The organism is Streptomyces sp. NPDC053076 (assembly GCF_044546845.1).
Lineage (GTDB): Bacteria > Actinomycetota > Actinomycetes > Streptomycetales > Streptomycetaceae > Streptomyces.
The window spans coordinates 480056-503924 of record NZ_JBITZL010000003.1 but is presented as its reverse complement, the minus strand read 5'-3'; the positions used below and the strand labels follow the sequence as shown (position 1 = coordinate 503924).

General features: G+C 70.5%; 23 protein-coding genes and 1 pseudogene. 9 read left to right on the top strand and 15 right to left on the bottom strand.

What is annotated here, in order from left to right:
* Positions 1-29: 29 nt before the first annotated feature.
* Positions 30-788: a DUF2182 domain-containing protein gene (locus ACIGYR_RS15585; RefSeq protein ID WP_399599485.1), complete on the bottom strand. Its 759-nt coding sequence runs from the start codon at positions 786-788 to the stop codon at positions 30-32.
* Positions 785-1399, bottom strand: a complete 615-nt coding sequence (locus tag ACIGYR_RS15580) for a DUF1326 domain-containing protein (RefSeq protein WP_399599482.1) — start codon at positions 1397-1399, stop codon at positions 785-787. The genes ACIGYR_RS15585 and ACIGYR_RS15580 overlap by 4 nt, the downstream gene beginning before the upstream one ends.
* 252 nt (positions 1400-1651) lie before the next feature.
* On the opposite strand from ACIGYR_RS15580, the pseudogene ACIGYR_RS15575 reads away from it, so the two are divergent.
* Both ACIGYR_RS15575 and ACIGYR_RS15570 read left to right on the top strand, forming a co-directional pair.
* Positions 1652-1880 (top strand): annotated as a pseudogene (locus ACIGYR_RS15575) (dipeptidase); the annotation flags it as partial.
* Positions 1881-2523: 643 nt separating this feature from the next.
* A complete protein-coding gene (locus tag ACIGYR_RS15570; RefSeq protein WP_399599480.1) occupies positions 2524-2733 on the top strand; it encodes a hypothetical protein in 210 nt (69 codons plus the stop codon).
* A 112-nt stretch (positions 2734-2845) separates the two neighbouring features.
* On the opposite strand, the gene ACIGYR_RS15565 is transcribed toward ACIGYR_RS15570, so the two are convergent.
* The 5 genes from ACIGYR_RS15565 to ACIGYR_RS15545 form a co-directional block, all read right to left on the bottom strand.
* The gene (locus ACIGYR_RS15565; RefSeq protein WP_399599477.1) at positions 2846-3412 is read right to left on the bottom strand and encodes a TetR/AcrR family transcriptional regulator; all 567 of its coding nucleotides are present in this window, start codon (positions 3410-3412) and stop codon (positions 2846-2848) included.
* A 250-nt stretch (positions 3413-3662) separates the two neighbouring features.
* Positions 3663-4541, bottom strand: a complete 879-nt coding sequence (locus ACIGYR_RS15560) for an SDR family NAD(P)-dependent oxidoreductase (protein ID WP_399599475.1) — start codon at positions 4539-4541, stop codon at positions 3663-3665.
* Positions 4542-4848: 307 nt separating this feature from the next.
* A complete protein-coding gene (locus ACIGYR_RS15555; RefSeq protein WP_399599473.1) occupies positions 4849-4974 on the bottom strand; it encodes a hypothetical protein in 126 nt (41 codons plus the stop codon).
* A 139-nt stretch (positions 4975-5113) separates the two neighbouring features.
* Positions 5114-5392: a hypothetical protein gene (locus tag ACIGYR_RS15550; protein WP_391842666.1), complete on the bottom strand. Its 279-nt coding sequence runs from the start codon at positions 5390-5392 to the stop codon at positions 5114-5116.
* A 396-nt stretch (positions 5393-5788) separates the two neighbouring features.
* Positions 5789-7426, bottom strand: coding sequence for a TlrC/CarA/OleB/SrmB family ABC-F type ribosomal protection protein (locus tag ACIGYR_RS15545; RefSeq protein ID WP_399599470.1), 1638 nt, complete (start codon positions 7424-7426; stop codon positions 5789-5791).
* A 488-nt stretch (positions 7427-7914) separates the two neighbouring features.
* Here ACIGYR_RS15545 and ACIGYR_RS15540 point away from each other — a divergent pair, with 488 nt between their 5' ends.
* Positions 7915-9201: a phosphatase PAP2 family protein gene (locus tag ACIGYR_RS15540; RefSeq protein WP_399599468.1), complete on the top strand. Its 1287-nt coding sequence runs from the start codon at positions 7915-7917 to the stop codon at positions 9199-9201.
* A gap of 16 nt (positions 9202-9217) precedes the next feature.
* Here ACIGYR_RS15540 and ACIGYR_RS15535 read toward each other — a convergent pair whose 3' ends face one another.
* The 6 genes from ACIGYR_RS15535 to ACIGYR_RS15510 all read right to left on the bottom strand — a co-directional run bounded on the left by ACIGYR_RS15535 (position 9218) and on the right by ACIGYR_RS15510 (position 17408).
* Positions 9218-10387 (bottom strand): anhydro-N-acetylmuramic acid kinase, encoded by a 1170-nt coding sequence (locus tag ACIGYR_RS15535; protein ID WP_399599465.1) that lies wholly within the window; start codon positions 10385-10387, stop codon positions 9218-9220.
* Between the two features lie 466 nt (positions 10388-10853).
* Positions 10854-12419, bottom strand: a complete 1566-nt coding sequence (locus tag ACIGYR_RS15530) for a sodium:solute symporter (RefSeq protein WP_399599462.1) — start codon at positions 12417-12419, stop codon at positions 10854-10856.
* Between the two features lie 76 nt (positions 12420-12495).
* Positions 12496-13710, bottom strand: a complete 1215-nt coding sequence (locus ACIGYR_RS15525; RefSeq protein ID WP_399599459.1) for an XdhC family protein — start codon at positions 13708-13710, stop codon at positions 12496-12498.
* The gene (locus ACIGYR_RS15520) at positions 13703-15841 is read right to left on the bottom strand and encodes a xanthine dehydrogenase family protein molybdopterin-binding subunit (protein WP_399599456.1); all 2139 of its coding nucleotides are present in this window, start codon (positions 15839-15841) and stop codon (positions 13703-13705) included. Before ACIGYR_RS15520 ends, ACIGYR_RS15525 begins: the two co-directional genes overlap by 8 nt.
* Positions 15838-16830, bottom strand: a complete 993-nt coding sequence (locus ACIGYR_RS15515; RefSeq protein WP_399599453.1) for an FAD binding domain-containing protein — start codon at positions 16828-16830, stop codon at positions 15838-15840. Before ACIGYR_RS15515 ends, ACIGYR_RS15520 begins: the two co-directional genes overlap by 4 nt.
* Complete coding sequence (locus ACIGYR_RS15510; RefSeq protein WP_399599451.1) at positions 16827-17408, bottom strand: (2Fe-2S)-binding protein; 582 nt, start codon at positions 17406-17408, stop codon at positions 16827-16829. Before ACIGYR_RS15510 ends, ACIGYR_RS15515 begins: the two co-directional genes overlap by 4 nt.
* A 265-nt stretch (positions 17409-17673) precedes the next feature.
* Between ACIGYR_RS15510 and ACIGYR_RS15505 the strand changes: the two genes are divergently transcribed.
* The 4 genes from ACIGYR_RS15505 (at position 17674) to ACIGYR_RS15490 (ending at position 21287) form a co-directional block, all read left to right on the top strand.
* Positions 17674-18252: a TetR/AcrR family transcriptional regulator gene (locus tag ACIGYR_RS15505; protein WP_399599449.1), complete on the top strand. Its 579-nt coding sequence runs from the start codon at positions 17674-17676 to the stop codon at positions 18250-18252.
* Between the two features lie 201 nt (positions 18253-18453).
* Complete coding sequence (locus ACIGYR_RS15500) at positions 18454-18954, top strand: GNAT family N-acetyltransferase (protein ID WP_399599447.1); 501 nt, start codon at positions 18454-18456, stop codon at positions 18952-18954.
* 559 nt (positions 18955-19513) lie between these two features.
* Positions 19514-19915: a PPOX class F420-dependent oxidoreductase gene (locus ACIGYR_RS15495; RefSeq protein WP_399599445.1), complete on the top strand. Its 402-nt coding sequence runs from the start codon at positions 19514-19516 to the stop codon at positions 19913-19915.
* Between the two features lie 139 nt (positions 19916-20054).
* Positions 20055-21287 (top strand): cytochrome P450, encoded by a 1233-nt coding sequence (locus ACIGYR_RS15490; RefSeq protein WP_399599444.1) that lies wholly within the window; start codon positions 20055-20057, stop codon positions 21285-21287.
* A 33-nt stretch (positions 21288-21320) separates the two neighbouring features.
* Here the strand turns inward: ACIGYR_RS15490 and ACIGYR_RS15485 are convergent, their stop codons facing one another.
* Complete coding sequence (locus ACIGYR_RS15485; protein ID WP_399599442.1) at positions 21321-21680, bottom strand: 5-carboxymethyl-2-hydroxymuconate Delta-isomerase; 360 nt, start codon at positions 21678-21680, stop codon at positions 21321-21323.
* A 127-nt stretch (positions 21681-21807) separates the two neighbouring features.
* The gene (locus ACIGYR_RS15480; protein ID WP_399599440.1) at positions 21808-22170 is read right to left on the bottom strand and encodes a hypothetical protein; all 363 of its coding nucleotides are present in this window, start codon (positions 22168-22170) and stop codon (positions 21808-21810) included.
* A gap of 161 nt (positions 22171-22331) precedes the next feature.
* Here ACIGYR_RS15480 and ACIGYR_RS15475 point away from each other — a divergent pair, with 161 nt between their 5' ends.
* Positions 22332-22949 carry an SUKH-4 family immunity protein gene (locus ACIGYR_RS15475; protein WP_399599438.1) on the top strand — a complete coding sequence of 206 codons (618 nt, stop codon included), beginning with the start codon at positions 22332-22334 and terminating at the stop codon, positions 22947-22949.
* 223 nt (positions 22950-23172) lie between these two features.
* Positions 23173-23811 (top strand): hypothetical protein, encoded by a 639-nt coding sequence (locus ACIGYR_RS15470; RefSeq protein WP_399599435.1) that lies wholly within the window; start codon positions 23173-23175, stop codon positions 23809-23811.
* Positions 23812-23869 lie beyond the last annotated feature (58 nt).

The window sequence follows — 23869 nt, the reverse complement described above, 5'->3', positions numbered from 1 at the left end:
CTGTGGGCGGGGGGGCTGCGAGCGCGCGGTCACATCCCGGTCATGCCGCCCCCGGTGAGGCCCGGAGCGAGGGCCGGGACCCAGAAGACGGCGACGGCCAGGGCGATCGAACCAATGCCCACGGCACGGGCCACCACACGCCCGGCCGGAGCGAGCTTCTCGATGGTGATCACAGCGGCCAGGACCACCATGGCCCACAGGTTCATCACACCGAACGCCGCCAGCAGCACCATCAGCGACCAGCAGCAGCCCAGGCAGAAGGCCCCGTGGTGGGCGCCGGCCCGCAGATCGCGCGAAGGCCCCGGATACGAGGCGTAGCGCAGCATCAGGCCGATCGGCGAGCGGCACCTCGCCAGGCAGCGGTCCTTGAGGGGCGTGAGCTGGTAGAGGCCGCTGACCGCGAACACGGCCGCGGCCACGGCGGTTCCCGCCGTGGCCGGCAGGGTCGCCGCCCGGCCCAGACCGGCGGCCAGCGCGTAGGCAGGCAGCCCGGCCGCAGCCCAGACGAGCAGGTAGGCAACGGTGAAAACGACCATGCGCGACGTCCGGTGCGCGGTGATGGTCCGTGCGTACAGCGCGGCGACGGGCACCGTGGCGGGCAGCATCATCGCGGCCATCATGAGGGTCCACACGGCCAGGAAGGGCAGCGGTCCCAGGCCCATGGAGCCGGGCATCGCCGCCATGTCGCCACCGCGCGTCACCACCCACACCCAGGCCGCTGCCGCCGCGACCAGCAGGAGCCCGGCGCGGCCCGTCCCACGGCGGGCGGTGACCGGCCCACCGCTCACGCGGACCACGTGAAGGGCGCCGAGTGTCCGTTGCCACCGGTGAAGTCCCAGGACCGGCCGTACACGCCGGCGCCCGTCGCCCGGGTGGACCGGGCGATCGTCAGCGTGCTGTTCACCGGGTGAAACATGCCGGTCAGGCCCATGACCGGGCCGTCGCCGCCGAACTGCGGGGCGATCTGGTCCTCGATCTCGATGTCGATGGCGTCGCCGACCCGCACGGCGTGGCGGCGGCCGTCGTCGCGGTAGTCGATGGGGGCCCGTTCCACGCCGAGGACCTCGCCGACGAGCGGGGTCAGCGCCGCCATCGGCCCGCCGGCCTGGCCGGAGAAGACCTTGCCCAGCGCTTCCGCTTGGCCGGCGTCGGCCGAGGCGTCGACGTACAGCGCCACCTGCCAGCCGCCCTCGGCCATCACCCGGGGTGCGTCGATGAAGACGGCGACGCTGCGGTCGGAGACGTCCACGCCGTCCACGTTCCCGTTGTCCACGTGGAAGGCGAAGGTCACCTGGCAGCGCTCATGGTCGGCCGGTGCGGTCAAGCCGGAGGTGGTGCAGGGGCACACCACGTCGCAGTTGCAGCTTTCCAGGTAGGTGCCGTTCAGGTTCCAGGGCATGGATATACCTCCCGCTTTCACGTCCCCCACGGCGAAGGGAATGCATCGGGAGGGTCCGTCCCGCGCCGGTGCAGCTCCTTTCCAGGCTATTCCTCACGCCCCCCGCTGCGCAGATCCACCGGGCGCAGCCGACCGTGCCCGCTCAGGCAGGCACCCCGGCCGGCAGAGCCGTGGGTGAGGTGGTGCGGTGCGGCGCGTGCCGTCGGCCGGCCCCGGACAGAGCGGCACTACCCGCCAGGAGATGATCGCGTCATGACTGAGATCGTTCTGATGTCCGACCCCGAGGTCGCGGCCGTGCCGGTCCAGGAGTGCGGTGAACGGCTCGTGGATGTCCGCCGAGACAGCACTGTGCTGGTCGACGACCGGAAGTGGCAGGACTCCGCCGGCGCTTTCGTCCACCTGCGGGCAGGGAGTGTTTGGCCGACTGCTCGAAGCTCAGGCACGGTTGCCTCATGGGATGCGGCTGTTGTTCGCTACGGGCCCGTGGACCTCGGCTGACAGCCGACGCAGTCGTGCCGGAGCGCGTACGAGGGGCGCGTGACTCACCCGCCGGCTTCTACTGCCGTCGCTCCTGGACATCGGCTTTCGTCCTCAAGCGCCGCAGAGTCGAAGAGGTCGCCTCATTCGGTGAGTCTGCGGTAGCAGCCGAGGGTGCAGGCGATGACCGCCGGACGACCCGGCCCCTGACACGACGCACACCCCGTTCCGCGGGTCCTTCTCATGCCCGCCGCTCATCGGCAGGCAGGGCCATGCGAGTTGCATCCGCGGTGCGGACGAGCCGAAACCTGGTTCGTCATCGTTGTGCAGGACATCCACGACCACGGCAAGAAAGGCCCGCACGATGCACCGCCACCCGCTCCTGCTCTCCTTGTGCGCCCTCCTCACCGCAGCCGCGACCGGATTTCTCGCTACCACCGCCATCCGCAGCAGGTACATGCCGCAGTGATGACGCCCACCCGCACCGGCCACACGCTCCGGCGCTGCGGATCGCCTGTCTGCGTCGCTCTGGTGAGAGGTAGGGGTAGCGGTCCTGGCAGTTGCCCAGCAGCTATGCGAGATCACGGTTCGGTGCCGAGCGAACCCGCCGCCGTGCCCCGTCGGACACCCAAGGCGTTGACCCGCGCATGTACGACGAAGCGAGCTCGTCCAGCACCGCCCGCCTTCTGGGCTCCTACTGGCTGGACTCCCCCTATTGGCACGCCCAAAAGCCCTGCTGCTGCTTCACCTCACCCCCGCGCTGGCGAGTGCGCGGCGCGCTCATCGCCCGCACCGTCCTGACCGTGGCCTCATTCGCCCTCGTCCTCACCGCGCTCGCCCTCATCGTCACCGACTGACGACCGAGCGGCTCGCGGGATGCCTCCGAGGCGTCCGAGGCAAGAAGACGCCGATCGGCCCCGGCGGAACACCTGAGAACCGCGCAAGTCGGTCCGCGGGGCCGGTCGGTGCCTACGGGACGTACAAGCCCTCCAGCAGCGCGGTCAGATAGCGGCGGGCGGTGTCGACGCGGGCTGACGGGTCACCGTGCACGTTCGCGGCATACGCGATTCCGCACATCAGCGGGACGAGGTCGTCCGAGGTCAGGTCGGCGCGCACGACGTTGGCATCGCGAGCTCGTTCGAGCAGCTCCCGGCCGACCGACCATATGATCCGCTTCAGTTCTGTGGTGCGGGCCAGGGCGTCGGTGGGCGCGGCGGTGACCGTGGCCAGGGAAGCGTCGGTGACCTGCGCTTCGATGGTGTGGGTGAGGAATCCGGCGAGGGCGCGCCCAGGGTCGTCATCGGCAAGCGCCTGCTCACCGTGGGCGGCGAGTGCCTCCAGGCTGGGACTGGCGACGGTCTCCAGGAGCGCCTCGGCGGTGGGAAAGTGGCGATAGACGGTGCCGACGCCGAATCCGGCGCGGCGCGCGATGTCGTTGAGTTGCAGGGGTGTGCCCTCCGCCACGAGTTCGCGAGCCACGGCGACGATCCGTTCCCAGTTTCGGGCGGCGTCCTTGCGTAGCGGGGCGGTCGTCATGGAAGAAGTCTAATTGGATAGCTCATCCGCATCTCTGTCGAGCCTTCGACGCGGATGGCCTCCCCTCTCCCCTCCCCCGGCGCCGCCGCGCCGGGCCTGATCGATGGCGCGAGGTCACGGCGGTCGGCATGGTCGACGTCGTCGGGCCTTCGCGGAACTCGTCCGCCCCATCGAGCAACCGAACCGCCGCGCGGTCATGACGGATGAGCCGCCACTCTCGTCACACCATCGCGATGGTCCGCCGCTCTCGTCACACCGTCGTGACTGGCGCGAGGCGCTCGGTGAGGCGGCGGACGGCTCCGGCGATGCGAGGATCCGTTGCCGGACGGAAGGGGTCGACCGGAAGCGTCTGCGGTCCGATGACGACGCCGGTCCGACCGGCCAGGGAGCCGTCGGTCGCGGCGAAGATCGAGGACTTGGCCGCAAGGGACGCCGGACCCGCAGTCGAGCGCTCGAACTTGCGCCGGACCAGTGGCCAGAGCAGCCGCAGGCCCGGTGAGACGATCTTCGGGTCGCGCATCGTGCCGTTGGTCATATCGGTCGCGGCCCCGCCGGGGTCTGCCGCGAAGACCGAGACGCCCGCACCGTCGAGCCGGCCGGCCAGCTCCAGTGTGTAGGCGAGGTTGGCGAGCTTGGCCCGGCCGTACCAGTGGAAGCCGTAATAGCCACCGGGCGGCTCGACAGCGTCGAAGACACGCTTGGCGACACCGACAGCGCCCGAGGTGACGTTCACGATCCGGCTCGGCGCACCGGCTCGCAGTGCGGGCAGCAGCAGTTCGGTCAGCAGATAGGGCGAGAGGTGATTGACGGCGAACGCCGCCTCGATCCCGTCCACCGTGTCCTGCCGGTCCGGGAACATCGCTCCGACGTTGTTGACCAGAACCGTCAGCGGACCATCCTCACCGATCCGGTCGGCGAGACCGCGGACGGCGTCGAGTGAGGCGAGGTCGGCGGCCAGGAACCGGGCCGAATGCACCGGTGCCGTGGCGTTGATCCGTTCGACCGCACGGGCGCCGCGCTCGGCGTCGCGCCCGACCACGGTGACCGCGAGGCCGGCCTCCGCCAGCCCCAGGGCGGTCTCCAATCCGATTCCCGCTGTGCCTGCCGTGACCACCGCTGTCTGCTTCATCACGCCCCCCGTTCCGCATATATGGATAGGTTATCCGGTTCATGGTCACCATAGCAGATCCGGATGACCTATCCGGTTCGGGAAGAGGTGGGTGCTGTGCCGCAGCACCTCGGGCTCGGATTCGTCCCTCGCGTGCGGCCACCGCTGCCGGTCGTGGTCACGGAGACCGAGGCGGTGGCCGCGATCCGCATACCCGGCGGCCGTCTTGTTGTGGACGCGCCATGGGATGACGACGAAATCCTGGAGTCGAGCCGGGGTTGCCGACGCGGCCATCACGGAAGCCGGCGGCACACGTTCCGCCGGGCACCTACCGTGGAGAGATTGCGTGGCCGGTGGGGCCGTACGAGTTCTTCGGTGGCATGAGCCGCTCGGCACAGTGGACCGGGTCGCGGGCGCACTCCTCGATCGCGTGGGCCACTTCGTAGGCGCTCACGGGCCGAGGGCCTCATGTCAAGTGGCGCTCCGGAAGGCGGGAAGGCCCGTGATCACAGGCGTTCCGGCGTCACCGTCGATCCGGGCCGACCGGAACCCCTGCCGCTGGCACCGACCGCAAGGGGGAAGCCCCGCCCCGGTCAGCCGAGGAAGATGCTGTGCGTTCCGGGCACCTGCGCTGCCAGCCCAGGAGGGATGATCTGAACGATCCCGCCCGCGCAGCCCGGAACGTTGTGGACCAGGGCGGGTATGTCCGTGACGTTGAAGACGCTTGACAGTTTTGGGATCTCGATGCAGCCACTCGGGTGGGTGTGTACGACTCCGTCGATCACGATGAACCCGTTCGCGGCGTGCGCCGGGCTGGGCACGGCGAGCGCGAGTGCCCCGGCGGCGGCGAGGGTGGAGCTGATGCGACGCATGACGGACCTCCTGACGTGCAGACCAAGGCACTTCCCGGCCTTGCAACCGACCGTACGGAAACGCGCACGCACCGCATCCCGGCCTCCCCCAGATGGAGGACGACGGAGCCGAACGGCTGGGGCCGCGCCGACGCCGTACCCTCTCGGCGCAGCCCCGGCGGGTGGCCGCAGGTGCGGGCCTGATGGCGCTGGCAGCAGGCAACGGCGTCGGAGGCCGCGGTGGCAATCCGCGCCGGCCGCGGCTACGCGCGAACCCGGGCCGCCGATAAGCTGCTTCACCATGACGCGCCACCGACGACGAAGCGGTACGGCGCGTCAACGAAGCCTGGCAGGAGCCGTGCTCGGCGCATCCCCTTGTGCTGACGGATCGTCACCCCGCGCCCGCAAGGGGATGGATCACGCCGAAGTCACCGATTGTGGGCGGCCGTTCAGTTCCACGTGTCTGCCGGTGAAGCGGTTTCGCAAGCGGCGGTCGTGGGTGACGACGACGACCGCGCCCCGGTAGTCGGCGAGGGCTTGTTCCAGTTCCTCGACCAGGGCCGGGGAGAGATGGTTGGTGGGCTCGTCCAGCAACAGCAGGTCGACGGGTTCACTGACCAGCCGGGCCAGTTCGATCCGGCGCCGCTGCCCATAGGACAGTTCGCTCACTTTCATCCGCACCTCGGCGGGGCTGAACAGGCCGAGGGCCAGGAGACGGTCGGTGTGCTCGTCCTGGTCACCCCCACGGCCATGGGCGAACGCTTGCGCAACCGTCAGACCGGTCGGCCACGATGTCTCCTCCTGCTTCAAGTGCCCGACTCGGCCCCGCGTGCGCACCGTCCCCTCCTCGGGCCGCAGCTCGCCCGCCAGCACCCGCATCAGGGTGGTCTTGCCGGCCCCGTTGGGCCCGGTGACCAGCAACCGCTCATCGCCTCCGATGCGGAGTGACGGCACATGCAGCCGGCCCTCGACACGGATTCCGGTGAGTTCCGCCGCTGTCCGCGACGTCCAGCCGTCGGCGGTGGACATTCGTGCGGCGAAGACCAGAGGTTCGGGCGGCGGCGCCACAGGATGGTCCACCAGCCGTTCGACACGCTCCTTCGCATTGCGGATACGAACCATGGCGCCATGGCCACGGCTCCGGCTCCGGAAGCCGCCGTGGCCGAACACGGCGAACGGCAGCTTGCGCGGGATCGCCTCGAGCCGGGTCACGTTGGTGCCGGCCAGCTTCCGGTTGCGGGCCAGCTCCGTGCACCAGTCCGCGTACTCCCGCAGACGGCGCCGTCGTTCGGCGGCCTTGGCGGCGAGGTAGCCGTCGTAGCCGTCGCCGTAGCGGAGCACCTTGCCCTCGGCGACCTCCAGGATCGTGGTGGCGACCCGCTCCAGGAACACCCGGTCATGGGTGACCGCGAGCACGGTGCCGCGGTGCGCCCTCAGGTGTGCCTCCAGCCAGCCCACCGCCTGGTCGTCGAGATCGTTGGTCGGTTCGTCCAGCAGCAACAGCTCCGGCTGCGACGCCAGGGTCGCGGCCAGTGCCAGCCGTGACCGTTCACCGCCCGAGAGCGTGCCCAGGGCTCTGTCCCGGGCCAGACCCGGCAGCCCGAGTCCGTGCAGGGCGATGTCCACCCGGGCATCGGCCTCGTAGCCGGCACGCGCCTCGTACTGCGCGACCAGGTCGGCGTAGGCGTCCAGCGCGCCGGCGAGCCGCGCCCCCGCCATGCCTTCGAGTCCGGCTTCGGCGTGACGCATCCGTGCTTCCAGTTCGCGCAGCCCGGCGAGGGCCAGGTCGATCGCGTCCTGGACGCTGGCGTCGGGTGGCAGCTCCGACGACTGGGCGAGATGGCCCAGGCCACCGCGCGCGACCACGGTCAGTTCGCCGTTGTCGGGCTGGTCCTGTCCGGCGATCAGTCGCAGCAGGGTGGTTTTCCCGGCGCCGTTGTCGCCGACGACGCCGGCCCTCTCGCCCGGTTTGATGCTGAAGGACACGTCGTCCAGCACCACGTGGTCGTCGTAGCGGCGGGTGATGTTCTGAAGAGACAGCTGTGCGGTGAGCACGAAGCCCCCTGTTCTCGGCCTGACCGATCGGCACGGACGGACGCATCCGCGCACGCCTTGGCCGTCCCGGGGCACGCCGAATCGGCGGCATCCCGGGAGGAACGGAAGCGCGGATGAGAACGCGCGACGGCGGAGCCGAGCTCAACGCGGTCGCGCGGGGACTTTCACAGGGAACCCATGCGCAGCACCGTAGAGGCGGAACCAGTACGCCTGCAAGCCGTTAAAGGAGCCGCTGTCCGCCGCCGTGCATCGCGGCGCCGCTCCTGGCCGTCCGGTCGCTGCCGCCGAACAACTGGGGCATCGAGGGCGACTGGTCGGCCTTCGCCACCCGTGATCCGTGAAACGCACCTGCTCCGCTAACATGTTCAGACTTACAACGAGCATCTAAAAACCAACAAATCGGCTGAAAATTGATATCGAGAGCATCGCGGGTGTTTTCGCGAATAGACCTCAACACCTTGTTCACTGTGTGGCGTCGGCCACGGGCGGTGCTGTGGACCGCGGCGGGCGTGGCCGTCCTCGGATTCCTCATCGCGCTGGAGATCGCCGCGCGTCACTACGGTGTACCGGGGCCGATGACCAACCAGGCGCGAGAGCTGATATTTGCTCCTAAATCGGGGCCGCTGTTGTACGCCAGCATGGCGTTGATGATGGTGGTGCTCACCTGGCGGCAACGGTTCATCGCGACCGCCGTCGCTGTCGGCATCGATATCGCCTTCTTCCTCGTGCGGTGGGCGATCGACGCCAAGATGATGTTCGGGAACGGCGCCCTGTGGGTGATCTTGGGCTACGCGGTCATCGCCGTCACGCGCCGCACCGGACGGGAACGTGTCCTGCTGCTGAAGGGGGTCGCACTGGGCCTGCTGCTGGTGGCCGGCCGCAAGACCGGCGATGCCTGGCTCCTCATCACGTCGAAGACCCGACCGACCGTGCTCGACCAGTACGTGGCGACCGCCGATCACGCGCTGGGCAACCCGTCGTGGCTGGTCGGCCGGGTCGTGAAGGCCACCGGAACGATCGGCGCCCATGTTCTCGACTACGTCTACATCCAGCTCGCGGTGGCCGCGGTCGTCGTCGCCCTGTACCAGCTGCGGAACGTGGCCGTCGAACGCCGCTTCCCGCGCCACCATCTGGTGCGCACCTTCCTGGTCATCGGCCTCCTCGGGCCGGGCATCTACATGATCTTCCCGGTGGTCGGTCCGGTCTTCGCCTACGGCACCGGCGCGTTCGGCACCGGTGGCGAGCACTGGGCGATGGCCGACCTGTGGCCCCACACGCCGCCACCGGTCATCACCCCGCACGAGATGCCGTACGACGAGATCACCCCCCGCAACTGCATGCCCAGCCTGCACACCGCGTGGGCCACCGCGATCTTCATTCATTCCCGCAAGGGCCCGCGCATTCTGCGATACGCGGGCACGTTCTGGCTCATTGCCACACTCGGCGCGACGCTGGGGTTCGGCTACCACTATGGCGTGGATCTCGTGGCCGGCGTGGTGTTCACGGTGACCATCGAGGCAGCGCTGCGCTCGCTCGACCGCGGCTGGGACCGGACAGGAATGAAGCTGGTCGCATACGGGGCAACGGTCTTCGTCACACTTCTGGTGTCCTATCGTTTTCTGCCGATGCAGATGGCCACACATTCATGGGTGCCCGGGCCACTTCTGATTCTGGCGATGGTCTCGGTCATCTACGGCTACGTGCGCACCACCGAACTGTGGGAACCGAAAGCCGTACCCGCGCAGCGAACGGAACCGCAACCCGAACTGGTCTGAGGTTTGCCGCCGCGCGTCAGTAGGTGACCCGCAGCAGGCGCGGCGGCTGTGCGGCAGGCTCCGGCAGCCGCAGCGGCGACAGGCCGGGGGTGATGCTGCCGAGCAGCGCGGCCCGGCGGGCGCCCGTGCCCGAGGGGAGAGCGCCGGGCAGGCCGTGGGCGGTGAGGAAGCCCAGGACGGCGAAGGCCAGCGCCTCCTTGGCATCCGACGGCAGGCCCAGGGCGTCGCTGAGGCGCAGTGGCACACCGGGCAGTTCCTCGGTGATCGTGCGCATCAGCACCGGGTTGCGGGTGCCGCCGCCGGAGACGATGAGCTCGGTGACGCCGTGGGCGCGACAGGCGTCCGCCACGGTGACGGCGGTCAGCCGGGTCAGCGTGGCCAGGACGTCGTCCGCGGCCGGCACGGGCACGGCGTCGAGGGCCCGCCGCAGGTAGGGCAGATGGAAGCGTTCCTTTCCCGTGGTCTTCGGGGCGGGCCTGCGATAGTAGGCGTCATCCAGGAGGACCCGTAGCAGTTCGGGGCTGACCCGGCCCGCGGCGGCCCTGCGTCCGTCCTCGTCGTAGGCGGCGGCGCCGCCGGTGAAGTGCCGTACGGCCGCGTCCAGCAACGCGTTGGCCGGACCGGTGTCGAAGGCCAGCGGCTCAGCGCCGGGCGCGAGGACCGTGACGTTGGCGATGCCGCCGAGGTTGAGCGCGGCGGGAGTGCCGGGCCGGGCGGACAACAGCAAGGCGTCGGTCATGGCGACCAGCGGCGCACCCTGGCCGCCTGCGGCGACGTCCCGGCTGCGCAGGTCGGAGACGACCGGGAGCCCGGTCGCCTCGGCGATCCAGGCGGGCTGGCCGAGCTGGAGGGTGCCGCGGACCGTTCCGTTCTCGACCCAGTGGTGCATCGTCTGGCCGTGCGAGACCACGAGGTCGGCGGTTCCGTCGCACAGTTCCCGCAGAGCGCGCGCTGCGGCGTCGGCGAACGCCTGGCCGACGCCGGTGTCCAGGGCACAGACGGCCTGTGTGGTCGTGACGGCCGGCGGCAAGGTGGCGGCGATCAGGTCGCGTACCTCCTCCGGGTAGGGGGCGGAGAGGTGTCCGAGGGGCCGTAGGAGCAGGCTGTCGCCGTCCAGGACGAGGTCCGCCGCGGCGGCCTCGATGGCGTCGAACGAGGTGCCCGACATCAGGCCGATCACACGCACGGCGCCTCCTGGGACGGGCTCCGCCCGGCGGGCAGAGTGGTCGGCTGCGGCTCTGACTGTTGCTGTGGCGGTGACTGCGGCTCCGGCTGTCGCGGTGGCAGCGACTCCGGCTGTCGCGGTGACTGCGGCTCCGGCTGTTGCTGTTGCAGCGGCTGTTGCGGTTGCTGTTGCAACGGCTGCGACTGTGGCTGCGGCTGTGGCTGTGGCTGTGGTTGTTGCATGGCTCCTCCCGAGGCCGTCGCTTTCCGAAGGACGGCGTGGTACGGGACCGTCGTGGTGCGCGAGTGTCGTTGCAGGGAACCCTCGCTGCACGGAACCGTCGTCGTACGCGACCGTCGTCGCACTGGCGCGTCGCCGTACCGGAACCGTCGCCGTACGCGACCGTCGCTGCCTGGAACCCCGTTGCGGTAAGGGACTGTCTGAGCGGGCCCGCGAAGGTGCCGCGCCGCGGCGGACGCCTGCCGTGTCACTCCGGGGCGACGGCTGCCGCGGCAGGCTCGGGGCCGGACCCGGCGTCGCCCGCCAGGGCCGGCACGCTGGCGGGTGCCCGGTGGAAGAGGCTGGCCGCACCGCCCACGGTCAGCGTGATCACCACGCCGATGGGGACGAGCCACTGCGCGGCGATCGCGGTGGGCACGGTGGCGCCGGCCACGCCGACGTCGATCTTGACGCCGCGCACGATGTACGTCATGACGCCGACCGTCACCAGGAACGCGATGACGGCGTCGGCCTCGCTCGCCCGCCGGACGATCCGTCCGAGGAGGAACGCTCCGAGCAGCGCGCCGTAGGTGTACCCCGCGATGGTCAGACCGGCGAGGTACACGTTTCCGGTGCTGGTGCTGAAGACACAGGCGAAGAGCGCCATCAGCACCGCCCACACCAAAGTCATCAGCCGGGCCAGCTTGAGCAGGAACTCCTCGGAGGGCGCGCTGCGGAAGAGGCTGTGGATGATGTCGGCGACCGTCGAGTTCGACATGGAGTTCAGCGCCGAGGACAGCGAGCCCATCGCCGCACCGAGGATGCCCGCCACGAGCAGGCCGGAGATCACCACGGGCAGCCCGTGCAGGATGAAGTCCGGGTAGAGGTTGTCGGAGCTGCTCAGGCCCAGCTCGGTGAAGCTCTTGCCCTGGTTGTACGACCACAGCAGCGCGCCGACCAGGGAGAACGCGGCGAACTGCAGCGTGACGAAGACACCGGAGGCGATCATGGCCTTCTGACCGTCGCGCAGCGAGCGGGTGGCCAGGACACGCTGGACGATCAGCTGGTCGGAGCCGTGGCTCGCCATGGCGAAGATCGCGCCGCCGATGATCGCGGTGGGGAGCGCGAACGGGCTCGTGAGGATGTGCGCGAGGCCGAAGTCGGTGTCGAAGAGCTCGAACCGGCCCGCATGCGCAGCGCGTTGGAAGCCCTCGCCCCCCACATGGCCGGCGAGAACGCCGATCGCGAGGAGGGCACCGCCCAGGTACAGGCCCATCTGGATGGCATCGGTCCAGATGACCGCCTTGATGCCGCCGAGGTAGGTGTAGACGACGGTGATCACCGTGAGCACGATGATGATGACGCGGTAGCCCGCGTGCACACCGAACTCGTCGAGCAGCAGCTTGATCGGGATCGCGGAGGCGAACAGCCGTACGCCCTCGGCCAGCAGCCTGGTGAAGACGAAGGCCACCGAGGCGAGCCCTTGCAGCTTCGGCCCGAATCTGCTGCCGAGATACTGGTAGGCGCTCACGAAGCCGCCACGCTTGTACAGCGGGATCAGCGCGGTCGCCACGACGACACGCCCGATGACGTAGCCGAGCGCGAGTTCGACGTTTCCGAAGCCCTGCCCGCTGTACGCGCCGCCCGGCAGGCTGATGACGGTGAGCACGCTGGTCTCGGTGGCCACCACGGAGAACGAGACGGTCCACCATGGCATGTGGCCCTCGCCGACGAAGTAGTCCTTCGCCGACGTCTGCCGTCCGGCCAGTCGCAGTCCGATCACGGCGATCGCCACCAGATAGACGACGATCACCAACAGGTCGAGTTGGCGCACGCTCACTCCTGTACAACGGCCGCCGACGTCGATGGCGGGTGAGGACAGTGGGCGTCACCCGTCATACCCGGGCGACTTAGGAATCGTGCGCGGTCGACGCGTCCAGCGCGAGCAGGCGCGCGCCGTTCAGCCGGTCTCCGCGCCGGCGCTCTCGGCCCGCATCCCCGCCGCGTCCTGAGCTGTCCCGGTGGATCGGTGTCCTCGAGCCGGTCAGGGGCACGCCCGTCCCGCCCCGCCTGGCCGCGACGATCTCCGCCGCGATCGACAGGGCGGTCTCCTCGGGCGTCCGGGCGCCGAGGTCGAGGCCGATCGGGGAGTGCAGACGCGCAAGCTCCCTCTCGGTGACGCCTTCCGCGCGCAGACGCCGGTTGCGGTCCTCATGGGTGCGGCGTGAGCCCATCGCGCCGACGAACGCCACCGGCAGGCGCAGGGCCTCCGTCAACAGGGGTATGTCGAACTTCGCGTCGTGGGTGAGCACGCACAGGACCGTGCGGGCGTCGGTCGCGGTGTGCCGGAGGTAGCGATGCGGCCAGTCGACGACGACCTCGTCGGCGTCGGGGAAGCGGGCCCGGGTGGCGAAGACGGGGCGGGCGTCGCAGACGGTCACGTGATAGCCGAGGAACTTGCCGGCCCGTACCAGTGCCGACGCGAAGTCGATCGCGCCGAAGACGATCAGGCGAGGGGGCGGCACGTTCGACTCGACCAGCAGGGTGAGGCCCCCGGGGCAGTGTGTGCCGTCCTCGGAGAGGTCCACTGTGCCGGTGCGGCCCGCCTCCAGGAGGGCCCCGGCTTCGGCCGCCGCCGTCCGGTCCAGGTCGGGGTGGCCGCCCAGATCACCCTCGTACGTGCCGTCGGGCCGTACCAGCAGTGCGCGGCCGAGGTGGGCGGCCGGGCCCCGGGCGACCCGGGCCAGGGCCGCCGGTTCGCTGCGGGCAGCGGTCGACAGAGCCGACGCCAGGACCGTCCGGACGGATGCCTGCACGCCCACCGGCGTGATCAGCATGTCGATCGTCCCGCCGCAGGTCAGTCCTACGGCGAAGGCGTCGTCGTCGCTGTAGCCGAACCGTTCGACGACGCTCTCGCCCGTCTGGAGGACCTGTCGGCACAGGTCGTAGACCGCGCCCTCCACGCACCCGCCGGAGACCGAGCCGATGACGGTGCCCGCGCTGTCGACGGCGAGGGCGGCGCCGGGACCGCGTGGCGCACTGCCACCCACCGCCACCACGGTGGCGACGGCGAACTCCCGGCCCTCCTCGGTCCAGCGGTTCAGCTCTTCGGCCAGGTCAAGCATCCGGTGCCTCCGCGGAGGCGGACAGGACGCGATCCGGTCGGATGGGCAGGTTGCGGTGGCGTACGCCGGTCGCGTGCCACACCGCGTTGGCGACGGCCGCCGCGGCGCCCACGATGCCGATCTCTCCGATGCCCTTGATCCCGACCGGGTCGTTCGGATCCGGGTCGTCGATCCAGTCGGTCTCGATGCGGGGTACGTCGGCGTGCGTCGCCACGTGGTAGCCGGCGAGGTCGGCGCCGACATGGCCGCCCGAGGCCCGGTCCCGCACGGCCTCCTCGTGCAGGGCCATGGAGATGCCCCAGATCATGCCGCCCAGGAGCTGGTTGCGGGCGGTGAGCGGGTTGACGATCCGGCCCGCGGCGAAGATGCCGAGCATGCGCCGCACGCGCACCTCGCCGGTGGTGACGTCCACGGCGACCTCGGCGAACTGCGCACCGAACGAGTGGCGTTCGGCGGGGGCGAGAGCGCCGATGGCCGCGGTCGTGTCGGACCGTACCGTGATGCCCTCCGGCGGTATGTCGGCACCGAGGGCCACCCGTTCACGCAGTTCGCCGGCCGCGGCCGTGATCGCCCAGGACCAGGAGCGGGTGCCCATGGAGCCGCCGGCGATCATCGCCGGGCCGAAGTCGCTGTCGCCGATGCGCACCCGGACGCGCTCCGGGGGCACCTGGAGGGCGTCCGCGGCGACCAGGGTGAGTGCCGTACGGGCCCCGGTGCCGATGTCGGCCGCGGAGATCCGGACGGTGAAGGTGCCGTCCGGGTGCGCGGTCGCCGTCGCGGTGGACGGTGCGGCGCCGGAGGGGAAGGAGGCCGCTGCCGTACCCGTGCCGAGCAGCCAGCGGCCGTCCCGCCGCCGTCCGGGGCGCGGATCCCGGCCTTCCCAGCCGAACCTGCGGGCCCCCTCCCGGAAGCAGGCGGCCAGGTTGCGCCCGGTGAACGGCAGACCGGACACCGGCCCCTTGTCGGGTTCGTTGCGCAGGCGCAGCTCGATCGGGTCGATCCCGCACTTCTCGGCGAGTTCGTCGAGCGCGGCCTCCAGCGCGAACGAGCCCGGCGCCTCACCCGGGGCGCGCATGAACGTCGGGGACGGCACGTCGAGCCGTACGACGCGGTTGGCGGTGTGGTGGGCGTCGGCGTCGTACATCACCCGGGCCACCCCCGCGCTCGGTTCGACGTACTCGTACACCGTGGAGGTGAGGCTGACGGCGCGGTGCTCCAGGGCGCGCAGGCGTCCGTCGGTTTCGGCACCGAGCCTGACGCGCTGGGTGGTGGGGCTGCGGTAGCCGGCCAGGGAGAACATCTGTCGTCGGGTCAGGACTACTCGTACGGGGCGCTGGAGGACGGTCGCGGCCATGACGGCGGCCACCTGGTGGGCGCGGACGCCCTTGCTGCCGAAGCCGCCGCCGACGTGTTCGGAACGTACGCGCACCGAGGCCGGGTCGAGCGAGAAGAGGTTCGCGAGTTCGCCGACGACCCAGGTGGCGCCCTGGTTGGAGTCGATCACTTCGAGCCGGCCGGCGTCCCAGCGGGCGGTCGCCGCATGGGGTTCCATCGGGTTGTGGTGTTCTTCGGGGGTGGTGTATTCGGCGTCCACGACGACGGCCGAGGCGGCGAGTTCGGCTTCGAGGTCGCCCTTCTGCGTGACCGCCGGCATATGGCCGTCCACCGGGTAGGCGTCCGGGTGTTCGCCGATGAAGTCGACGTCGTGGGGCTCTTGTTCGTAGTGCACCACGAGGGCTTCGGCGGCCTCTCTGGCCTGCTCGGAGGTCTCGGCGACGACCAGCGCCACCGGCCAGCCCAGGTGCGGCACCCGGTCGTGCTGGAAGACGGCGCAGGTCGGGTCCGGGCGCATGCCCATCAGGCCGGTGTAGTCGGTCTCGAGGCGTGGGGCGTTGCGGTGGTCCAGGACGGCCAGGACACCGGGCATGGCGAGGACCGGGTCGGTGTCGAGGGAGCGGATGCGGCCGCGCGCGACCGTGGACAGCACCAGCCAGCCGTGGGCCAGCTCGGCGAACGGCACCTCGCCCGCGTAGCGGGCTGCTCCGGTGACCTTCTCCCGGCCCTCGACGCGGGTGTGGGCGGTGCCGACGGAGGGCGCCTGGGTGGGTGTTTCGGTGGTGAAGGCGGTCATCGTGCGGCCTCCTCAGCGAGTTCGGTCAGGACGGCCACCACGAGGTTGCGGATGAGGTCCACCTTGTATCCGTTGTGCGGCAGCGGCCGGGCCGTCGCCAGCTCGGCGTCGGCCGCGGCGGCGAAGGTCCCGGGGTCGGCCGGCGCACCGGCCAGGACACGCTCGGCGGCGACGGCCCGCCACGGTCGGGAGGCGACGGCGCCGAGGGCCAGGCGCGCGTCGCGGACCACGCCGTCACGTACCTCGAGCGCGGCGGCGACCGATCCGATGGCGAACGCGTACGAGGCACGCTCGCGCACCTTGCGGTAGCGGGAGTTGACCGCGGCCGGGGTGGGCGGCAGCGTGATGCCGGTGATCAGCGCGCCCGGCGGCAGTGCGGTCTCGCGGTGCGGGGTGTCCCCGACAGGGAGGTAGAAGTCGGCGAGCGCCGACTTCCCGGGGCCGTCACCCGCTTCGAAGTGGACGACGGCGTCGAAGGCGGTGAGGGCCACGGCCATGTCCGAGGGGTGGACGGCCACACAGTGCTCGGACGCGCCCAGGATCGCGTGGTTGTGGTGCTCACCTTCGATGGCGGGGCAACCGCTGCCCGGCACGCGCTTGTTGCAGGGTTTGGTGACGTCGGTGAAGTAGCCGCAGCGGGTGCGCTGCAACAGGTTCCCGCCGACCGTGGCCATGTTGCGCAGCTGTCCCGACGCACCGGCCAGCACCGCCTGCGCCAGCGCCGGGTAGCGGCGCCGGACCTCGGGGTGGGCGGCCAGGTCGCCGTTGGTGACGGTGGCACCGATTCGCAGGCCCCCGTCGGGCGTCGACTCGATGTCGTCGAGCGGGAGTTCGCGGATGTCGATGAGCCGGGCGGGTCGTTCGACACCGGCTTTCATCAGGTCGACGAGGTTGGTGCCGCCACCGAGGAACCGGGTGTCCGGCTCGGCGCCGAGCAGCGCGACGGCGCCTGCGACGTCGGACGCCCGCTGATAACCGAACTCCCTCATGCCACGGCCTCCTTCGCAACCGCCGCGGAATGCACACGTTCCTCGTTCTGCACGGTCTCGGCCGCGCGGGCCACCGCTTCGACGATCGAGACGTACGCGCCGCAGCGGCAGAGGTTGCCGCTCATCCGCTCGCGGATCTCGTCGGCGGTCAGCGACGGTGCTCCGGCTTCGGGACGGATGTCCTCGGTGGCGGCGCTCGGCCAGCCCGCCGCGTGCTCCTCGATCACCCCGATCGCCGAGCAGATCTGTCCTGGGGTGCAGTAGCCGCACTGGAAGCCGTCCAGATCGAGGAATGCCTGCTGCACGGGGTGCAGGCGTTCACCGTCTGCCACACCTTCGATGGTGGTGATCTCACGGCCCTCGGCCGCCACCGCGAGCTGGAGGCACGCGACGGACCGGCGGCCGTCCAGCAGCACGGTACAGGCTCCGCATTGGCCCTGATCACAGCCCTTTTTACTGCCGGTGAGATCGAGGCGTTCGCGCAGTGCGTCAAGCAGGGTGGTGCGGTGGTCGACGGGCAGCGTGTACTTCTCCCCGTTGATCCTCAAGGTGATGACACTGGACGTCGGTGAGGCCATGAGCTGCTTCTTTCGCGTTACCAGGACAGTAAGGAAGCTGGGTACCGCGCGGCGCGGAGAGTGGCCGTACGACCTGTGCCGCGTGGGCGAAGCAAAGGTGCGGGATGCTGGGCTCGAACAGGGACAGCTGGTGACTGCCGCAGGGCCGCATTCGTGGCTATGGTGAAAGTAAGCGGACAACTGTCCGCTACCTGCCAACGTAGCGGACAGTTGTCCGGTTAGCAAGGGTGGGGTTCGGTCACGAGCCCTTGATCGAGGAGGACGAGTGCCGCAGCAGCAGGACTCACCACGGCGCTCGGACGCGCAGCGCAACCGCGAGCGCATCCTGGAGGTGGCGCTCGCCGAACTGTCGCGTTGCGCGAACGCCCCGCTCAGCGTGATCGCCAGGAAGGCCGGCGTCGGGCAGGGCACCTTCTACCGTAACTTCCCCAACCGCGAATCACTCGTACTCGAGATCTACCGCCACGAGATGCGGCAGGTGGCGGACAGCGCGACCCATCTGATCGAGACCCGGGCACCCGATGAGGCCCTGCGCGCCTGGATGGACCGGCTCGCCGAGTTCGCCATGACCAAGGCCGGACTGGCCGCCGCGATCCGCCAGGTCACCGGCGCACCGGGCGGCCCGGCGAAGCCACCCCCGACGCCGGTGGCCGCCGCGGCCGAGCTCCTGCTCCGCGCGAACGTGGAGGCCGGCACCATTCGGCCCGGGATCACCGGGGACGACTTCCTCCTCGCCATCGCGGGCCTCTGGCAGCTCGAGCCCGACCTGGACTGGCGGCCGCGCGCCGCCCGGCTCCTGGACCTCGTCATGGACGGCCTGCGCGCGGGAGCGGACCGCGCGTGAACGGGCCGCGCGTGAACGGGCCGCGCGTGAACGCCGACACGGCGTCGGGCGAGGCCGAACGGGAGGGGTGCGGCGACCGCTGCTACCGGCCCGACGGCATGCCCTTGGGGCAGGACACCGGGTTTCGCCGCACCGGTGCCAGCCGCGATGGGTTTCGGGCGTAGCCACTTGGCTGTCAGACCTGCGCACTACCTTTGGCACATGACGTCTCTCAGCCTCGCGCAGTGGTCCGGTCAAGGGCTGGACCTGCTCCAGCGGCAGAACACCCTCGAGATGACCGAACACCTCGGCGGCCCGGAGACCGCCGAGCAGCTCCGGCGCCGTCACGAGCGCTATCTCACTCTCGCCGACGGGCAGATGTTCCTGGTCGTGCTGGATGACCAGGTGGTTGGCTCGGTCGGGTACTGGCCGCGGGAGTGGGGCGGCCAGCTGGTCTACGAGACGGGCTACGGCATCCTTCCCGAGCACCAGGGCCGGGGCTTCGCGGTCGATGCCGTGCGTCTGTGCGCTGAACGGGCCGGTCGGGACGGCTCGCGCCCGTGGCTGCACGCGTTCCCCTCCGTGCACCACGCCTCGTCCAACGCGGTGTGCCGGAAGGCAGGCTTCGAACTGCTGGGGGTGTGCGAGTTCGAATACCCCCCGGGAAATGTCATCCAGTCCAACGACTGGCGGCTCGCGCTCGCCCGGCCGAATGCCGGTTAGGGCCTTTGCTGGAGGTGTGCGGTGTGCGGTCTACGGGGGCGGATCAGGCAGAGGCGGTCAAGACATGGGGGCGGGACCGGACTCAGCCTGGACGCGGGCTGACTGACGGTCGACGACGAGACCGCGCTTCCAGATCGTCAGACCTCGACAGTCTTCCGGACGCACGCCATTCCGCCTCTACCGGACGCGTGCCGTTCCGCCCGTAAAGCCGGCACCTGAGGCAGGAGTCACGGAACCTGGCGACGTCCTCGTCGGCGGCGTGAGCCCGGCGACTGTCGCGGCGCAGTCACCGGCATGCATGTTCGGTTGTGAGCGGAGATTCTGGCCCCCGCGTGGCCCGCCGCCCCGGGACGGGCGGGCCCCGGCGTCTCGGAAGGCGCCGACGCGGGGTAGTCGGAACTTACGCTTCCGCCAGTCGAAAAGAAAGACCCTTCTGCCGTTGACCCTGGACGGGCTCTCACGCATCCTGAGCCCCACCCTCCTGGGCGGGCTCGTGCCACTGCCGGGCGGGAACATTTCCTGCCCCCTCCGGCCCCATCGACCCCCCCCGGAGCCCCCCGTGCCTGTCCCCCTTGGCGATGACGTGGTCGCTTTGCTGCGTCGCCCCAGCACCTGCTACCTCGCCACCACCATGCCCGACGGCTCGCCGCAGCTCACTCAGACGTGGGTCGACACCGACGGTGAGCACGTCTTGATCAACAGCGTCGAGTCTCATCAGAAGACCCGGAACATCGCGCGCGACCCGCGGGTCGCTGTCGCCGTGTCCGACCCTGCGGAACCGGCGTCGTACGTCCAGATCCGCGGGCGTGTGGTGCGCGTGACCACCGAGGGGGCGGTCGACCACATCGAGGCGCTCGCCAGGAAATATCTCGGCGGGCCCTACCCATGGTTCGGCGGCCGCGAGCAGGTCAGAGTGATCTATGTGATCCAGCCCGAACGGATCAGCAGCCCACGCGGCTGACAACGGCCCACAAGGGCCCGGCAGCTCAGGGCGCGGTCTGCGAGCAGGATGGCCACCACTACACCGCGGGACAAAATGGGTATACCGTCCACAAGTGCACGTAATGGGCACGTGGTCGCTGCCTGTCCCGGGAGGCGTGATGAGCCAGCAGCCGGTCCTTCTCCCCTACGCCGACCCGGCCTTCGTGGCGAACCCCTTCCCGCTGTACCGACGGCTGCGCGAGGAGGGCCCGGTCCGCCGCGCGGTCATCGCAGGCGGTTTGGACGCCTGGCTGGTCACGCGCTACGAGGACGGACTCGCCGCCTTGTCCGACCCGAGGCTGAGCAGCGATGTCCGTGACGCCTCGGACCCCCGCCTCATCGAGCAGCTGCCCGAGTTCGAGCGTGACTCGATGATGAGCAACATGCTGCGTTCCGACCCGCCCGACCACACCCGGCTGCGGCGCCTGGTGTCGAAGGCGTTCACGGCACGCCGGGTCGCCGAGCTTCGGCCTCGCGTCCAGGAGATCACCGACCGGCTGCTCGACGCGGTGGTACCCGCCGGCCACGCCGAACTCGTGGCGGACTTCGCACTGCCGCTGCCGGTCACCGTCATCAGCGAGCTGCTCGGCGTCCCGGTGGACGACCGGCACGACTTCCAGCGGTGGACCGGCGCCATGCTCGCGCGCGGGGAGAGGATGCCCGACCCGGTCGTCGTCGACGAGGCGTGGCAGCAGATGCACGCGTATGTGACGAAGCACCTCGAATCGAAGCGGGCCCGGCCGGGGGACGATCTCCTGAGCGCACTGATCAGCGCCCACGACGAGGAGCGGCGGCTCAGCCACGACGAGCTGATCGCCATGACCTTCCTGCTCCTGGCGGCCGGGTACATCACCACGGTCAACCTGATCGGCGGCGGCATCGCCGCGCTCCTCGCCAACCCCGACCAGCTGGCCCTGCTGCGGGACCAGCCAGAGCTGCTGCCCGACGCGGTCGAGGAGTTCCTTCGCTTCGACGGCCCGGTCAGCCCGGGCATCGCCCGGTTCGCGCGCGAAGACGTCGAGATCGGGGGCGTGGCCATCCCGCGCGGCGCGACCGTGCTCGTGGCGTCCGCGATCGCCGACCGCGATCCGGCGCGCTTCCGCGACCCCGACAGGCTGGACATCACCCGGCGTGACAACGGCCACCTGGCCTTCGGGCACGGCATCCACTACTGCCTGGGCGCGCCACTCGCCCGGCTGGAGGGCCAGATCGCCATCGGCACGGCCCTGCGCCGCCTTCCGGACCTGGCCCTGGCCGTGCCGCCGGCCGAGCTGAGCTGGCGGCCCGGCGGTCTCCGCGGCCCGGTGCGGCTTCCGGTCACGTTCACCGCCCCCGGCGACCGCGCGGGCTGACCACCGCCCCGCGCCCGTGCGGTGCGGACCGGTTCACCCCCCGGGGGACGACAGGCGGTAGGACCCGGCCAGCTCTCTCACCTCCACCGAGACGGTCGACCCCCGCTCACCGGCCGCACGCAGATGCCTGTCGAGCAGGGCCAGCATGCTCTCGGACAGCCGCGCCTTCTGCTCCTCGGAACGGTCGGGCATGAGACCCACCTCCAGGTGTACGAAACCGGCCTGTCCGCTCGACATGGCGCCGACGTACGTCTCCACCGGACGGACCAGTGTCTTGCAGACGCCCGCAGAGCCGGATTCGTCGAGGACGAGCCGATGCAACTCCTTCACCAGGACGCTCAGGTCGAAAACACCGGTCAGATGCGAGGAGTGGTCGATGGTGAGGTGCGGCATGCGGGACCTTTCACGGGCATTCTAGTTTCTTAAGGCAACCATTTTCCCCCATGGTCTCGCGACCGTGACGCCCGGTGCCCGCCGGGGCGGATCCGGCAGCCGCTGCCGCGCCGCCGAGGGGCGAAGATCATGAGAGTGGTTGCAGCCACCGCCGCGCGGCGGCGAGGTTCACCTCGGTGCTGTCGCTCCATGAGCAGACTTCCAGCGACGACAGGTACCCGTCGTATGCGAACACCAGGAGCTCACCCGGGCACTCGCCGGTCTCGGTGAAGAGTTGCGCCTCGGCGGCCACGACGACACCGGGGCCTGTCGGCGCGGGCTCGACGTCGCCGGGGTCGAGTGCGAAGTGGGCGGTTCCGCATCCGCAGGTGCAGCGGCTTCGCACCCTGAGGTGCGGAAGCTGCCTCTTCAGTGCGGAGCGAGCCGGCTCGTCCGCCTCCAGGATGAACCCGAGCACGTCGGCCACGTCGGCAGGCAGGTTCTCGGTCACCTCGTCACCGTAGCCGACCGGTGCTCTCGGCTCGGACCGCAGCCCGGTCGGTGTCGAAGTCGCCGGAAGCGCCGCGATTCCGCGACGCTTTGTCGTGACGGCTTCCGTCCACTGAGAGTCCCACGGCGCCCGCGCCGCCCACTGAGTTCGGAGTATCGGCAGTGCTTTTCGACGTCACTCGCAGGGAACTCGCCGACGTCTTCGGCGATGACCGGCTCGCGACCCTGCCCGCCGCCGCCTTCCCGCCGTCCACCGAGGACACCGAGGGCGCCCGCCTCCTGCAGACCGTCGGTGTCCCCACCGGGACGCTCCTGCTGCGTCAGCCCGGCGAGGACGACGGCCTGCTGCCCCTCGTCCAGGACGTCGTCCACATCGAGGACTTCGAGGACGCTGCGGAGGGCGCGGGTGACTGGCCCGTCATCGGCTGGCTGCTCAACGCCCACCTCGCCCTCGACCCCGGTTCCGGCAAGGTGCACGCCTTCGACTCCGATGAGGAGACCGTGCAGGAACTCCACACGGACGTCTCCTCCCTCGTCCAGGTCACCCTCCGGTTCCAGCGCCTGCTCGAGGAGTTCACCTTCAGCGGCGACGACGGCGACGAGGAAGCGGACTTCGAGCGCCTGGAGCGCGAGGTCGAGCGTGTCCGCCAGGAGACGAACAGCATTGACCCGCTCCCCTTCCAGGACGACGAGACCGTCTGGTCGGTGGTCGGCGAGGAGATCGCCATGGGCCAGCGCTTCAGGGGCGACAACCCGGGAGCCCGCGCGCTCTACGGCTGATCGCCGGCCGATGTCACCCACGCACCGAGCGGTCTGCCCGGTACGCAGCCGTCGGCGCGGCATCCGCCACGTGTCGCCCGTAAGGCCATCGAGTCTTCACATCGTCTCGGCCGGCACCGTCGGGTCGTCGTCAGGACGGTGCCTCCTGGCTGCCGCTGGTCATACCCGCACACTCACACGGCCGGTATCGTGCTGTGTCCCCGTCAAGAAGGGCGACGACGCCATGGACAGGTCTGCCTCCAAGAGCTTGGTCCGTGCGAGCCTCGTGCTGGGCGCGGTCCTGGTGTCGACCGTGCCGTGCGCTACGGCGAGTGGGGCTGCCCCCGAGGGCGCGAGGGGGGACACGGGATCGGTCGTCGCTGCACGTGCGAGCAGCGAACGCGGCTGTCCCGTCGTCTACTTCGACCTGGGCGAAACCCTTCTGCACACCGCCGACGACGGCAGCACCGACTACCGGCATGGCGCGGCCTCTTATCTGCGCGCCCTGCGTGCCCGCCACATCACAGTCGGCCTGATCACCAACGTTCCGCCCTCCTGGGGCGCGACCGACGCCGAGCGTGCCGCCAGGCTGAAAGAGGAAGTCGACGCGACGTGGCGGGGTCCGGTTCCCTTCGCCTGGGAGGATTTCGACGACCGAATCCTCACTCCGCGGGCCGAGAGCGAGCGTAAGCCGGCCCCGGTCCTCTGGCAGCGCGCGAAGGCCGAGTCGGGCCGCTGCCGAGTCGTCTACCAGGCGGAGACGGCCGAAGAGGTCACCGTGGCCTCCTCGCTGGGCTTCGTGTCGTACCAGGTCGGCCGGCCCCACCGGCCCGCGTTCCTGCCGGTGGGAGTGATCGACCTCCTCGGTCATCGGTCCCGCTGACCGAGGACCACGCGTGCATGGCCCGCTGGCGTACGCGTTTCCGCCCGCCGGGCCTACG

Excerpts from the sequence above, each read along its gene's own strand:
- ACIGYR_RS15550 (WP_391842666.1), bottom strand. The coding sequence starts at position 5,392 with ATGCGTCGCATCAGCTCCACCCTCGCCGCCGCCGGGGCACTCGCGCTC.
- ACIGYR_RS15485 (WP_399599442.1), bottom strand. The coding sequence starts at position 21,680 with ATGCCGCACCTCACCATCGACCACTCCTCGCATCTGACCGGTGTTTTC.
- ACIGYR_RS15565 (WP_399599477.1), bottom strand. The coding sequence starts at position 3,412 with ATGACGACCGCCCCGCTACGCAAGGACGCCGCCCGAAACTGGGAACGG.
- ACIGYR_RS15510 (WP_399599451.1), bottom strand. The coding sequence starts at position 17,408 with ATGGCCTCACCGACGTCCAGTGTCATCACCTTGAGGATCAACGGGGAG.
- ACIGYR_RS15525 (WP_399599459.1), bottom strand. The coding sequence starts at position 13,710 with ATGCTTGACCTGGCCGAAGAGCTGAACCGCTGGACCGAGGAGGGCCGG.
- ACIGYR_RS15470 (WP_399599435.1), top strand. The coding sequence starts at position 23,173 with ATGGACAGGTCTGCCTCCAAGAGCTTGGTCCGTGCGAGCCTCGTGCTG.
- ACIGYR_RS15520 (WP_399599456.1), bottom strand. The coding sequence starts at position 15,841 with ATGACCGCCTTCACCACCGAAACACCCACCCAGGCGCCCTCCGTCGGC.
- ACIGYR_RS15560 (WP_399599475.1), bottom strand. The coding sequence starts at position 4,541 with ATGAAGCAGACAGCGGTGGTCACGGCAGGCACAGCGGGAATCGGATTG.
- ACIGYR_RS15490 (WP_399599444.1), top strand. The coding sequence starts at position 20,055 with ATGAGCCAGCAGCCGGTCCTTCTCCCCTACGCCGACCCGGCCTTCGTG.
- ACIGYR_RS15500 (WP_399599447.1), top strand. The coding sequence starts at position 18,454 with ATGACGTCTCTCAGCCTCGCGCAGTGGTCCGGTCAAGGGCTGGACCTG.
- ACIGYR_RS15515 (WP_399599453.1), bottom strand. The coding sequence starts at position 16,830 with ATGAGGGAGTTCGGTTATCAGCGGGCGTCCGACGTCGCAGGCGCCGTC.
- ACIGYR_RS15570 (WP_399599480.1), top strand. The coding sequence starts at position 2,524 with ATGTACGACGAAGCGAGCTCGTCCAGCACCGCCCGCCTTCTGGGCTCC.
- ACIGYR_RS15580 (WP_399599482.1), bottom strand. The coding sequence starts at position 1,399 with ATGCCCTGGAACCTGAACGGCACCTACCTGGAAAGCTGCAACTGCGAC.